General features: G+C 62.6%; 13 protein-coding genes. 11 read left to right on the forward strand and 2 right to left on the reverse strand.

The genetic code is table 11. The features are described 5' to 3' along the window. The first annotated feature begins 38 nt into the window (after nucleotides 1-38). Nucleotides 39-455, forward strand: coding sequence for a hypothetical protein (locus AB1A62_RS12850; protein WP_366661862.1), 417 nt, complete (start codon nucleotides 39-41; stop codon nucleotides 453-455). Between the two features lie 32 nt (nucleotides 456-487). Here AB1A62_RS12850 and AB1A62_RS12855 read toward each other — a convergent pair whose 3' ends face one another. Further along, complete coding sequence (locus AB1A62_RS12855) at nucleotides 488-1492, reverse strand: GlxA family transcriptional regulator (protein WP_366661863.1); 1005 nt, start codon at nucleotides 1490-1492, stop codon at nucleotides 488-490. Nucleotides 1493-1673: 181 nt separating this feature from the next. On the opposite strand from AB1A62_RS12855, the gene AB1A62_RS12860 reads away from it, so the two are divergent. Beyond that, nucleotides 1674-3044 (forward strand): class II 3-deoxy-7-phosphoheptulonate synthase, encoded by a 1371-nt coding sequence (locus AB1A62_RS12860; protein ID WP_366661864.1) that lies wholly within the window; start codon nucleotides 1674-1676, stop codon nucleotides 3042-3044. A gap of 129 nt (nucleotides 3045-3173) precedes the next feature. Here AB1A62_RS12860 and AB1A62_RS12865 read toward each other — a convergent pair whose 3' ends face one another. After that, nucleotides 3174-3929 carry a PAS domain-containing protein gene (locus tag AB1A62_RS12865; RefSeq protein WP_366661865.1) on the reverse strand — a complete coding sequence of 252 codons (756 nt, stop codon included), beginning with the start codon at nucleotides 3927-3929 and terminating at the stop codon, nucleotides 3174-3176. A 299-nt stretch (nucleotides 3930-4228) separates the two neighbouring features. Here AB1A62_RS12865 and AB1A62_RS12870 point away from each other — a divergent pair, with 299 nt between their 5' ends. The 9 genes from AB1A62_RS12870 to phoU all read left to right on the forward strand — a co-directional run bounded on the left by AB1A62_RS12870 (nucleotide 4229) and on the right by phoU (nucleotide 13196). Beyond that, complete coding sequence (locus AB1A62_RS12870; RefSeq protein WP_366661866.1) at nucleotides 4229-5125, forward strand: YicC/YloC family endoribonuclease; 897 nt, start codon at nucleotides 4229-4231, stop codon at nucleotides 5123-5125. A gap of 16 nt (nucleotides 5126-5141) precedes the next feature. Continuing rightward, nucleotides 5142-5783: a guanylate kinase gene (gene gmk, locus AB1A62_RS12875; RefSeq protein WP_174146970.1), complete on the forward strand. Its 642-nt coding sequence runs from the start codon at nucleotides 5142-5144 to the stop codon at nucleotides 5781-5783. Continuing rightward, on the forward strand, nucleotides 5780-6301 hold the full coding sequence (locus tag AB1A62_RS12880) for a gamma carbonic anhydrase family protein (protein ID WP_366661867.1): 522 nt from the start codon (nucleotides 5780-5782) through the stop codon (nucleotides 6299-6301). The genes gmk and AB1A62_RS12880 overlap by 4 nt, the downstream gene beginning before the upstream one ends. Nucleotides 6302-6405: 104 nt before the next feature. After that, nucleotides 6406-7446 carry an ATP-binding protein gene (locus tag AB1A62_RS12885; protein WP_366661868.1) on the forward strand — a complete coding sequence of 347 codons (1041 nt, stop codon included), beginning with the start codon at nucleotides 6406-6408 and terminating at the stop codon, nucleotides 7444-7446. A 221-nt stretch (nucleotides 7447-7667) separates the two neighbouring features. Further along, a complete protein-coding gene (locus AB1A62_RS12890) occupies nucleotides 7668-8708 on the forward strand; it encodes a substrate-binding domain-containing protein (RefSeq protein ID WP_366661869.1) in 1041 nt (346 codons plus the stop codon). 116 nt (nucleotides 8709-8824) lie between these two features. Continuing rightward, the gene (pstC, locus tag AB1A62_RS12895) at nucleotides 8825-10297 is read left to right on the forward strand and encodes a phosphate ABC transporter permease subunit PstC (RefSeq protein ID WP_366661870.1); all 1473 of its coding nucleotides are present in this window, start codon (nucleotides 8825-8827) and stop codon (nucleotides 10295-10297) included. Beyond that, nucleotides 10297-11655 (forward strand): phosphate ABC transporter permease PstA, encoded by a 1359-nt coding sequence (gene pstA / locus AB1A62_RS12900; protein WP_366661871.1) that lies wholly within the window; start codon nucleotides 10297-10299, stop codon nucleotides 11653-11655. The genes pstC and pstA overlap by 1 nt, the downstream gene beginning before the upstream one ends. A gap of 15 nt (nucleotides 11656-11670) precedes the next feature. Further along, nucleotides 11671-12468, forward strand: a complete 798-nt coding sequence (pstB, locus tag AB1A62_RS12905) for a phosphate ABC transporter ATP-binding protein PstB (RefSeq protein WP_366661872.1) — start codon at nucleotides 11671-11673, stop codon at nucleotides 12466-12468. A gap of 17 nt (nucleotides 12469-12485) precedes the next feature. After that, entirely contained in the window at nucleotides 12486-13196 is a 711-nt protein-coding gene (gene phoU, locus AB1A62_RS12910) for a phosphate signaling complex protein PhoU (protein WP_174146963.1), read from the forward strand. Nucleotides 13197-13198: the final 2 nt, after the last annotated feature.

Here is a 13198-nt window from a genome sequence, read left to right on the forward strand (position 1 = left end):
GAATTTCAAGTGTTTGCAGCAGGAATTGGAATATCGGTATGAGGAAATTTCTCGCGGCGGTCCTTCTGGCGGCCTGCCCTGGGTTCGCCTTGGCACAGGACAGTATCTTCAAGTCTTATGACGCCTATGAGCGCTTTGTGGATACGGTCATCAAGGAACGCGACTTCAAACAGCTGATTACACGGCTGGGCGGCCGGGACGAATATACGCCGGAACAATTGCAAAGCGCGCAGCAGCAATTGCTGGCAATCTATCCGCGCGACTTTACCGGCAGCGGAGTTGCGGTGCGCCAGGAATTAATGAACGGTTTCAGGAAGGAGGTTCGGGTCTATTGGAATGAAGAAGTGTTGAACTACTGCTACTATTACGCCTTCCTTCACGACCGCGGCGACAGCATCGTGGTTTTGAAATTCGATCTCAACACAAACTCGGATGTTGTTTTCGGGAAGCTCTGACCGCTTCCCGAAACAGGCCAGCTGGCGTTTGCCTACGCTTTATACGCCGCCGCCTTGCTGCCGCGCTCGCGGTACGGCGTGGTGTCGTAATGGGCGCGGTAGCATTTGGAGAAATGCGACGGCGAGGCAAAGCCGCAGGCCAGCGCCACGTTGATCACGCTCATATCGGTCTGCATCAGGAGGTTGCGCGCCTTCTGCAGCCGCAGCTCCATGTAATAGCGTTTGGGCGAGCGGTTCAGGTAACGGCGGAACAGGCGTTCCAGCTGGCGGGTGGACATGCCCACATCCTGGGCCAGGATCGACGGGCTGATCGGCTCCTCGATATTGGCCTCCATCATCTGGATCACCATCGACAGCTTGGGATGGCGCACGCCGATGCGGGTCGGGATCGACAGCCGCTGGGTGTCCTGGTCGGTGCGGATCGAGGAATAGATCAGCTGGTCCGCCACCGAATTGGCCAGTTCCTCGCCGTGGTCGTTGGCAATCAGCTTGAGCATCAGGTCGATGGACGACGTGCCGCCTGCGGTCGACAGCCGGTTGCCGTCGATGACAAAGACCGATTTCGCCAGTTCCACCTCGTCGAATTCTTCACCGAAACTGTCGGCGTTTTCCCAGTGGATGGTGGCCCGCTTGCCGTCCAGCAGGCCCGCCTTGGCCAGCGTGTAGGAGGCGGTGCACAGGCCGCCGACCATCAGCCCCTTGCGGGCCTCGCGGCGCAGCCAGGACAGAATTTTCTTGGTGGATGCGTCCTGAACATCGATGCCGCCGCACAGCATGATGGTGTCGTCGCGCTGGAGCTCATCCAAATCCGAATCGAGCTTAAATACGGTGCCCGCGGAGCAGGTTACCGTTTCGCCGCCTTCGCCCACCACGGACCAGGTATACAGTTCTTTCCCAGCCATCCGGTTCGCGATCCTGAGCGACTCCATGGCGGCCGAAAAGCAAAGCAGGGTGAATTTGTCGAGGAGTACAAAGACAAACCTTTTCGGCTGGCCGGCGGCTACTCCTGAAACAGCAGGCTTGCGTGGCGTCTGCATGGCGGGCGTCCTTCAAGAAACAAGTCGGGCCGCGGGAGCACGCTCCGCGGCAAGTCGGAAAACCGTGCTCACAGCTTGGACGCGGGGTCAAGTCTCCGCAATTCTAAACTGGTCTCCCCCCGGCGGATTTTGTATAGAGCACACAACATATTCTAAAGACCTCTGATGCGGAGATAAAGTCATGAGCGAATGGCAAAAATCGGACTGGCGCAATAAGCCGCGGGTGCAGATGCCGGATTACACCGATGCCGCAGCGCTGAACGCTGTCGAGGCTCAGCTGTCCAAGTATCCGCCGCTGGTCTTTGCCGGTGAGGCGCGCCGCCTGAAACAGCACCTGGGGGCCGCCGGCCGCGGTGAAGCTTTCCTGCTGCAGGGCGGCGACTGCGCCGAGAGCTTTGACCAGTTCAGCGCCGATGCGATCCGTGACACCTTCAAGGTGATGCTGCAGATGGCGATGGTGCTGACCTATGGCGCCAAGGTGCCGGTGGTGAAGGTGGGCCGCATGGCCGGCCAGTTCGCCAAACCGCGCAGCGCACCGACCGAAACCATCGATGGCGTGGAGCTGCCCAGCTACCGCGGCGACATCATCAACGAGCTGGACTTCACCGCCGCCGCCCGCATCCCGAACCCGCAGAAGATGCTGCAGGCCTATACCCAGGCAGCCGCAACCCTGAACCTGCTGCGCGCCTTCTCCACCGGCGGCTTTGCCGACATGAGCCGGGTGCACTCCTGGACCCTCGGCTTCACCGATGAGCAGGAAGTCCAGAAGTACAGCGAGATCGCAACCCGCATTCAGGACACCATCGACTTCATGGGCGCCGCCGGCATCACCGCCGACACCACCCATGAGTTTTCCACCGTCGAATTCTACACCAGCCACGAAGGCCTGCTGCTGGAGTATGAAGAGGCGCTGACCCGCCTCGATTCGACCTCCGGCAAATGGCTGGCCGGCTCCGGCCACATGATCTGGATCGGCGACCGCACCCGCCAGCCCGATGGCGCCCATGTGGAATTCTGCCGCGGCGTGCTGAACCCGATCGGTCTCAAATGCGGCCCGACCACCACCGCCGAGGACCTGAAGGTGCTGATGGAGCGCCTGAACCCGGAGAACGAGGAGGGCAAGCTGACCCTGATCGCCCGCTTCGGCGCCGGCAAGGCAGGCGAACACCTGCCGCGTCTGGTCAAGGCGGTGAAGGAAGAAGGTGCCAATGTCACCTGGGTCTGCGACCCGATGCACGGCAACACCATCAAATCCTCCACCGGCTACAAGACCCGGCCCTTCGACAGCGTGCTGCGCGAGGTGCGCGATTTCTTCGGCGTCCACAAGGCCGAGGGCACCATCCCCGGCGGCGTGCATTTCGAGATGACCGGCCAGGACGTGACCGAATGCACCGGCGGCGTCCGCGCGGTGACAGAGGAAGACCTGAGCGACCGTTACCACACCGCTTGCGACCCGCGCCTTAATGCCAGCCAGTCGCTGGAACTGGCCTTCCTGGTGGCCGAAGAACTGTCCGCCCTGCGCGCAGAGCAAAGCGCCCGTCAGGCCGGCTGACGCACAGCAGGCTGCGTTCTGCACATGCCAGAAAAAAGGCGCCCCGGAGGTTCTCCTCCGGGGCGCAGTCAATTCAAGCAGCTATGACCTTGTACTTGAATTCAGAAATCTTCCAGTGCCGGGCCTGGATCAGTCGCGGCTGACCACCAGCCGCAGATGCGGCGCGCCTTTGTGCTTGGCAGGGGCAGGGTCCGCCGGTTCGGCTGGTTTACCAGCCCGGCTGCGGTCCAGCAGCGCCTTGGCCTCTTCCAGCAGCGACCGCTCCGGCTTGAAACGGGCCTGAACCTCGGCAAAACCGGGATTGGGCTGGTTCACATCCGCGCGGTCCTCATTGGCATCTGCCCGCGGCTTGGCCTTGAACTCCGCGGCGCCCGAAGGCTTGCCAACGGCACGCATTTCAATCGAGGTGATCGAGAACCGCTGCGACGTGACAGAAGCGGCCTCGTCCGCCACCAGAACCCCCAGCACCCGGCTGATATCGCCCAGATCACTGCGTAGCGGCAGCAGCAGCATGCGGGCTTCGCGCGGCGCACTCAGACGCGGCGCCTCTATCTGCAGCTCCAGTTCCACTACCGCGGGCGTGTCGAACATATGCTCCATTGCATTGCTCAGCTGCTTGCGTGCATCGGTGGTGAAAAACGCCGTCACCGGCATCCCACGCACTTCCATGCCGGCCATTTCGTTGACCAGCGATCCGGCAAGGCGGAAACGGGCGATGCCCGGCGCGATCCGTTCCAGAATGAAGGTGTTGCTCAGGATGTTTTCCAGCCCGCGCGGGTCGATCTGCGACCGGCTCGGCACATCGTCGCCCCGGCGCAGCGCAGTCCAGTAAGCCTCCGCCTGGCGCAGCGGCGACAGCGCGCCGCCCTTGCGGAAACGGTTCATGGACACGACGTTTCCCTGTCCGTCAGACAGGCCATCTCCACTGCGGCTGCCAAAAATCATCTCAATTTCCCCTGCAACACCGGACATCCCGTGGTCCTGCGCAGCTCTTCGCTGCCTTAAGACTTAAGGCCGGTATGGTTACCCTGAAGTTAAGATGACACAATCTAATTCAAATTTGGACTAAATCTTAAAGCAATGGTTAACGCCCTTGCTTGCCCCCGTTTTTTGCAATTGCGCTTGCGCCCTGTACTTTCAAGACAGTAGAGCAGATCAATCACCAGCGTACAGGGGGCCTTCCTATGACCATCCGCAGCATGACCGCCTTTGCCTCGGCGCAGGGCAGCTCCGATCAGCACAGCTGGAGCTGGGAGCTCAGGTCGGTGAATGCCAAGGGGCTGGATATCCGGCTCAGGGTGCCGGATTGGCTGGAAGGCCTGGAAAATCAAACCCGTTCTGTCCTTTCCAAGGCACTGGCACGGGGCAATGTCTCGCTGACCCTGCGGATCACCCGCACCGAGGACAGCGCCGGGCAAGTGCAAGTCAATAGCGCAGTTCTGAAATCGGTGGTCAAGGCGCTGGGGGAAGCGCAGTCGATCGCCAAGCAGAACCGGGTGGAGGTGCGTCCGGCTTCTGCGGCCGAACTTCTGTCCTTCAAGGGCGTGCTGGAACAGTCCGCGGGCGATGATGACCCGGCGCCTCTGGTCGCCGCGCTCAGCAAGGAACTGGAAACCCTTGTGGCGGAATTCGTTCAGATGCGCGAGGCGGAAGGCGCCGCGCTTGCCGTAATTCTTAACACCCAGCTTGAACAGGTGGCGGCGCTGACCGGCCAGGCGGCGGAGCGCGCCGAAGAGCGCAGGGTGAAAATGGCCGATACGCTGACAGCCAACCTGGCGCGGGTGATGGACAACACTGATGGCGCCGACCCGGACAGGGTAGCGCAGGAGCTGGCACTGATTGCTGTCAAGGCGGATGTGACCGAGGAACTGGACCGTCTCGGCGCCCATGTATCCGCCGCCCGCGATCTGCTGCAGAAAGGCGGAGCGGTGGGCCGCAAGCTCGACTTCCTGATGCAGGAGTTCAACCGCGAGGCAAACACCCTCTGCTCCAAGGCGCAGCATGCTGGCTTGACGGCGGTGGGGCTAGAGCTGAAAACCGTGATCGACCAGATGCGCGAGCAGGTGCAGAACATAGAATAAGAAAAGGAGTGCCCAGATGGCGGACCGCCGCGGCCTTTTGATCATCCTCTCATCGCCTTCGGGCGCCGGCAAATCCACCCTGGCACGCCGCCTGATGGCCTGGGACCCGGGGCTCAAGTTCTCGGTCTCCGCCACCACCCGTGCGCCGCGCCCGGGAGAGGAGCACGGGCGCGAGTACTACTTCATGTCCGAGGACGCCTTCAAACAGCAGGTCGCCGAAGGGCAGATGCTGGAGCACGCCCACGTCTTCGGCAATTTCTACGGCTCGCCCGCAGGCCCGGTGAAGGACACCATAGAGGCCGGCCAGGACGTGCTGTTCGACGTCGACTGGCAGGGCGAGATCCAGATCCGCAACTCCGACCTGGGCAAGCACGCGCTGTCGATCTTCATCCTGCCGCCGTCGATCACCGAACTGCGCCGCCGCCTGGAAACCCGCGCCCAGGACAGCGACGAGGTGATCTCCAAGCGGATGATGAAAAGCTGGGACGAGATCAGCCACTGGGGCTATTATGACTATGTTCTGGTCAACGACGACCTGGACGAGACCGAGGCCAAGCTGAAAACCATCGTCGAGGCCGAGCGCATGCGCCGCATCCAGCAGCCCAAGCTGCAGGAGCATGTGCGCGCTCTGCAAACCCAGTTCGAGGAACAGTCATGACCCTTTACGCCCTTGGCGCGCACCAGCCGCAGATCCACGAAGACACCTGGGTGGCGCCCGATGCCAACCTGATCGGCAAAGTGGTGATGGAGGCGGGCTCCTCTGTCTGGTTCGGCGTCACCATCCGCGCCGACCACGAGGAAATCCGCATCTGCGAAGGCACCAACGTGCAGGAAAACGTGGTGATGCATATTGATGCGGGCTATCCGCTGACCATCGGCAGGAACTGCACCATCGGCCACAAGGCAATGCTGCACGGCTGCACCATCGGCGAAAACACCCTGGTCGGCATGGGTGCAACCATCCTGAACGGTGCAAAGATCGGCAAGAACTGCCTGATCGGCGCCGGCGCCCTGATCACCGAGAACAAGGAAATCCCCGACAACTCCCTGGTGATGGGCAGCCCCGGCAAGGTGGTGCGCGAAGTGGACGCGGCGCTGGCTGAAAAGCTCACGCAAAGCGCGCTTCTCTATCAGGACAACATGCGCCGCTTCCGGGAGGAATTGAAACCGCTGTAACCGGCGCCGCAGGCAGCGCGGTTTTGTGCTGCTTCAACGGCTGCTGCCATAGCAGTTTTACAGAGCGGCGGTAGGCAGGCCGGACTCTCAACCGCGGGGAACAGATGACGACCGAGCTGATAGAAGGTTTCCTGGCCGCGATCCCGCTGCCTGCGGTTCTGGTGGACCAGACCGAACGTTTCATAGCCGTGAACAGCGCCGCCGATGCGCTGCTGGGGCAGGGTGTCAAGGGCCGCCACTTCGCCACCATCCTGCGCCAGCCCAGCGTTGCCACCGCCATCGAGGCCTGCCTGCAAGACAAGGACTCCCGCACCGCGCGGCACCTCTCCAACGACGGCGCCCAGGACACCACCTATACGGTTACCCTCCGCTATGTGCCCGGCATTGGCGCGGTTGGCGGCGGAGCGGTTCTGGCCTGTTTCGATGACACCACCGAACGCGAGCAGGCCAGCCAGATGCGCCGCGATTTCGTCGGCAACGTCAGCCACGAGCTGCGCACGCCGCTGACCGCGCTGATCGGGTTCATCGAAACCCTGCGCGGTCCGGCAAGGGACGATGCAGCCGCCCGCGACCGGTTCCTGACGATCATGGAGGGCGAGGCCAGCCGCATGAACCGCCTGGTCGGAGACCTGCTGTCGCTGAACCGGGTGGAAAGCGAAGAGCGGGTGCGGCCCAAGGAAAAAGTGGATCTGACCGGCCATCTGGCTTCCACCCTCAAAACACTGGCGCCGGTGGCAGAGGCCCGCGGCGCCACGATGGCGCTGGAAGCCCCTGAGGAACCGGTCAGTGTCACCGGCGATCCGGATCAGTTGCAGCAGGTGTTCACAAACCTGGTGGAGAACGCGGTGAAATACGGCGGCGATCATGTGCGTGTCGTGCTGACCCATTCCGAGCGCGATCCGGCGGTCCGTGCGCCCGCCGCCCGCGTGCAGGTGATTGACAACGGGCCGGGGATCGACCCGGTCCACTTGCCGCGGCTGACAGAGCGTTTCTACCGGGCCGACAGCCATCGCTCGCGCGAGATGGGCGGCACCGGGCTGGGCCTAGCCATTGTCAAACACATTATCAACCGCCACCGCGGGCGGCTGCGGGTGGAAAGTGATGTGGGCAAAGGCGCTGTTTTTACAGTCATTCTGCCGGAATAGCGCGGCTTCGTCGCCCGCACGGGCTGCGGTGCTGAAATGACATGCGCCGCTGCCGGTCGCCCGGCGGCGGCGTTTCGGTTTGTATCAGAATTTTTTCCGGAAAAACCGCGTTTGTCATACAGCTGTTACACACCTGTCACAAAAGCCTCATCAGCACCCCATAGGAGAGGCGGCAAGATCATCGAGGGGGTGATCGAACTTTGAAACTCTTGGAGACACAAATGTCCTTTGTGAAACTGACCGCTTCCACCCTGGCAATCGCCGCCGTTTCCGCAACCGCAGCAGTCGCGCGTGACCAGGTTCAGGTTGCCGGTTCGTCCACCGTTCTGCCCTACGCCTCCATCGTGGCAGAAGCCTTTGGCGAGAACTTCGATTTCCCGACCCCGGTTGTGGAATCCGGCGGCTCCTCCGCTGGCCTCAAGCGCTTCTGCGAAGGCGTCGGTGAAAACACCATCGACGTCGCCAATGCCTCGCGCAAGATCAAGGACAAGGAAATCGCCGCTTGCGCCGAAAACGGCGTGACCGACATCATTGAAGTCCGCATCGGCTATGACGGCATCGTGTTTGCCTCCGACAGCAGCGCCAACTCCTTCGAATTCACCCCGGCCGACTGGTTCCTGGCGCTGTCCGACAAGGTTCTGGTCGACGGCCAGCTGGCGGACAACCCGAACACCACCTGGGCCGACGTGAACGCCGGCTTCCCGGCCGTGGACATCCAGGCTTTCGTTCCGGGCACCAAGCACGGCACCCGTGAAGTGTTCGAAGACAAGGTGATCCTGGCAGGCTGCGAGGAAACCGGCGCCTTTGAAGCCTTCAAGGAAGCCAACGGCGGCGACGAGAAAGCGGCCGAGAAAGCCTGCATCGCCCTGCGCACCGACGGCAAGTCGGTCGACATCGACGGCGACTACACCGAGACCCTGGCCCGCATCGAAAGCAACCAGGACGGCATCGGCGTCTTTGGCCTGGCCTTCTACGAAAACAACACCGACAAGCTGCAGGTTGCAACCATGTCCGGCGTGGTGCCTTCGACCGAGAGCATCGCGACCGGCGAATACCCGGTCTCCCGCCCGCTGTTCTTCTACGTGAAGAAAGCCCACATCGGCGTGATCCCGGGCCTGAAGGAATACGCTGAGTTCTTCGTCGCAGACGAAGTTGCCGGCGAAGACGGCCCGCTGGCCGAATACGGACTGGTTGCCGACCCGGAACTGGCGGACACCCAGGAAGCGGTTGCCAATGAGGCCGTGATGGGCGGCAACTCCTAAGCTGCCCCGCCTGTGATCTGATCCTTGCCGGGGCGGAGCCATCCTCCGCCCCGGCGCTTACTTTCCGCGGCAGGGCTGCCGCAGCCAAAACACCACCGCCAAAACCGGAGCTTTTCATGCCCACTTTCTGGCTCGTTGCCCTCCTGCTTGCGCTTTCCGCCGCAGGCTATTTCGGCGGCCGCCGCCGCGCGGTAGCCTCAGCTGCGGGTGACGTCAAAAACCTTCATTCGCTTCCCGCCTATTACGGCTACCACGTTTCCCTGGCAGTCTTTGTTCCGGCCATCGGGGCGCTGGCAATCTGGCTTCTGGCCCAGCCCATGTTCATCGAGAGCCGCGTCTCCGGCATGATCCCGGCTGAGGCGGTTCCGGAAAGCTCTACCATCGGTCTGGTGATGAGCGACGTGCGCCGGGTGGCCGAGGGGCTGGACCTGGCAGTGGAGCAGGGGCTGCTGACCGCACGCGAGGCCCGCAACGTCGCTGACAGCGGGCAGGACGTCCGCGCCCTGATGGGCGAGGTGGGCGTGGCCCTGGGCGACGACGTGCGTCCGGAAGTGCTGAACGCCGCACAGGCCTACCGCAACCTCTCGAACACCGGACGGACCGCGATGACCGTGGTTGTGGCGCTGCTGGCGCTTGGCGGCTTCGCCTGGGCCTACGGCCGCACCCACAAGGATTTCCGCGCCCGCAACGTGGTGGAGCGCGCGGTGCTGGCGCTGCTGATCCTGGCCGCCTCGCTGGCGATCCTGACCACCATCGGCATCGTGCTGTCGATGCTGTTTGAAACCAAGAACTTCTTCGGCCTGCATTCCTGGACCGATTTCTTCTTCGGCTCCACCTGGGCACCCAACTTCCGCGGCGGCAGCGAACTGTCGATCCTGCCGCTGCTTTGGGGCACGCTTTACATCTCCTTCATCGCGCTGGCGGTTGCGGTTCCGGTCGGCTTGTTTGCCGCCATCTACCTGTCGGAATACGCCAGCGGCGCCGTGCGCTCCTTTGCCAAGCCGCTGCTGGAGATCCTCGCGGGCATCCCCACCATCGTCTACGGCCTGTTTGCGCTGCTGACCGTTGGCCCCGCGCTGGCGGACCTCTTTGGCAAAGGCGGCCTATTGGGCGTCGAGTGGATGGCGGGCGCCACGTCGGTGCTGACCGCAGGCCTGGTGATGGGCATCATGCTGATCCCCTTCGTCTCTTCGCTGTCCGACGACATCATCAACGCGGTGCCGCAGGCGATGCGCGACGGCTCGCTGGGCCTCGGCGCCACCAAGTCCGAAACCGTGCGCCAGGTGGTGATGCCGGCCGCGCTGCCGGGCATTGTCGGCGCGGTGCTTCTGGCAGCCTCGCGTGCCATCGGCGAAACCATGATCGTGGTGATGGGGGCAGGGGCGATTGCCAAGTTCTCCGCCAACCCGCTGGAATCGATGACCACCATCACCACCCGCATCGTCAGCCAGCTGACCGGCGACACCGACTTTGCCAGCCCCGAAACGCTGGTTGCCTTTGCCCTGGGCCTGACCCTGTTTGTCCTGACCCTCGGCCTGAACGTCCTGGCGCTCTACATCGTGCGCAAATACCGGGAGCAGTATGAGTAATGACTGACCTGAGCCAAAACCCCGCAGGCACTGCGCCCCGCAAACACGGCGGCTCGCTGCTGGAAAAATCGCCGCGCACCAAGAAACGCAATGCCGCCGAAACCCGGTTCAAGGCCTATGGCATCGCCGCCATCACCGCGGGTCTGGTGATGCTGATGATCCTGGTAACCACGATTGTCGGCAAGGGCACCGGTGCCTTTCAGCAGACCTTTGTGACCCTGAACGTGGAGCTGCTGGAAGCAAAGCTCGACAAGAAGGGCGAACGCAATATCGAGGACATCAAAAAGGTCACCACCTTCGGCTATGCCCCGATCATCAAGGGTGCGATGGAAGCCGCAGTTGAGCAACTGGGCATCGAGACCAGCCTCAAGTCCAAGGAACTGGCCGGTATCCTGTCCAAGGACGTCGCCGCCCAGCTGCGCGACTACGTGATCGCCAACCCGGACCAGATCGGCCAGACGGTGGAGTTCCGCTTCCTCGCCTCCGGCCGTGTCGATGGCTACATGAAGGGCCGCGTCACCCGCGACAGCATCGTCAATGACAAGAACATCTCGCCCGAACAGCTTGATCTTGTTGACGCTTTGGCCGCTGCCGGGATGCTGGAAAAGACCTTCAACCTCGACTTCATCACCGGCGCCGACGCGTCTGACGCCCGCCCCGAAGCCGCCGGCATCGGCGTCTCCATGCTGGGTTCGCTGTTCATGATGTTCGTGGTGCTGGCGCTTGCGCTGCCGATCGGCGTCGCCGCCTCAATCTACCTCGAGGAGTTCGCGCCGCAGAACTGGCTCACCGACCTGATCGAGGTGAACATCTCCAACCTGGCGGCGGTGCCGTCGATCGTGTTCGGCATCCTCGGCCTGGCCGTCTTCATCAACTACATGCACCTGCCGACCTCGGCTCCGCTGGTGGGCGGCCTGGTGCTGACTCTGATGACGCTGCCGACCATCATCATCTCCACCCGCGCCTCTCTGAAATCGGTGCCGCCGTCGATCCGCGACGCCGCTCTGGGTGTCGGTGCGTCGAAAATGCAGGCAGTGTTCCACCATGTGCTGCCGCTGGCCGCGCCGGGCATCCTGACCGGCACCATCATCGGCCTGGCGCAGGCGCTGGGGGAAACCGCACCGCTGCTTCTGATCGGCATGGTCGGCTTCATCGCCTCCAACGCGCCGGAAACCCTGGCCGACGGCCTGCTGGCGCCAAACTCGGCGATGCCCGCGCAGATCTACGAATGGGCCAAACGCGCCGACCCGGCGTTCTATGAACGCGCCTGGGGCGGCATCATCATCCTTCTTCTCTTCCTGGTGACCATGAACACCCTCGCGGTGATCCTGCGCCGCCGCTTTGAACGCCGCTGGTAAAAGGGGCATAGTGCAATGAACGACATGACCGTGATGGATAAGACCGTGGAAACCCAGAACATCAAAATCGCCGCCAAGGACGTGAACGTCTACTACGGCGACAGCCACGCGATCAAAGACGTGAACGTCGAGATCGAGGACAAGACCGTCACCGCTTTCATCGGCCCTTCGGGCTGCGGCAAGTCGACTTTCCTGCGCTGCCTGAACCGGATGAACGACACCATCGACATCTGCCGCGTGAAGGGCGACATCCTGCTGGATGGCGAGGACATCTACGACAAGCGCGTCGACCCGGTGCAGCTGCGCGCCAAAGTCGGCATGGTGTTCCAGAAGCCGAACCCGTTCCCCAAGTCGATTTATGACAACGTGGCCTATGGCCCGCGCATTCACGGCCTGGCCAAGAACAAGGCGGAACTCGATGAAATCGTGGAGAAATCCCTGCGCCGCGGCGCCATCTGGGATGAGGTGAAAGACCGTCTCGACGCCCCCGGCACCGGTCTTTCCGGCGGCCAGCAGCAGCGCCTGTGCATCGCCCGCGCCGTCGCGACGGAGCCTGAGGTGCTGCTGATGGACGAACCCTGCTCGGCGCTTGACCCGATCGCCACCGCGCAGGTGGAGGAGCTGATCGACGAACTGCGCAGCCAGTATTCTGTGGTGATCGTTACCCACTCGATGCAGCAGGCCGCGCGGGTCAGCCAGAAAACCGCCTTCTTCCATCTTGGCAATCTGGTTGAATTCGGTCCGACCGGTCAGATCTTCACCAACCCCGAAGATCCCCGCACTGAAAGCTACATCACCGGCCGGATCGGCTGATTTCAAGGAAAATCAAAATGGTAGCACAGCATATTGCATCTGCTTTCGACCGTGATCTGGAGGCAATTCAGGCACGGATCATGAAAATGGGCGGCCTGGTCGAGGACGCGATCCGCGAAGCCGCCCGCGCGCTGGAGACCCGCGACGAGGAGCTGGCGCTGACCGTGCGCCAGGGGGACAAGGCCATCGACGGGCTGGAAGAGCTGATCAACGAGGAAACCGCCCGGCTGATCGCCCTGCGGTCGCCGACCGCTTCCGACCTGCGGCTGGTGCTGTCGGTGATGAAGATTGCCGGCAACCTGGAACGTATTGGCGATTATGCGAAAAACATGGCAAAGCGCACCACTGTGCTGGCGCAGGGGCCGAACACCAGCGAAGGCGCCGCCGCCCTGCGCCGCATGGCGCGCGAGGTGGAGCGGATGCTGAAAGACGCGCTGGACTCCTACATCCAGCGTGACGCTGAACTGGCGGCTGACGTGATTGCCCGCGACCGCGACGTGGACCAGATGTACAATGCCCTGTTCCGCGAGTTCCTGACCCACATGATGGAAGACCCGCGCAACATTTCGGCCTGTATGCATTTGCATTTCATAGCAAAAAACACCGAACGCATGGGCGACCACGTGACCGCGATCGCCGAGCAGGTGATCTATCTGGTCACCGGCGAAAAGCCGGAGGAAGACCGCAAGAAAGCCGACATCACCTCGACCACACCGCAGGAGATCTGACC

Source organism: Leisingera sp. JC11, from assembly GCF_040704725.1.
Classification (GTDB): Bacteria; Pseudomonadota; Alphaproteobacteria; order Rhodobacterales; family Rhodobacteraceae; genus Leisingera.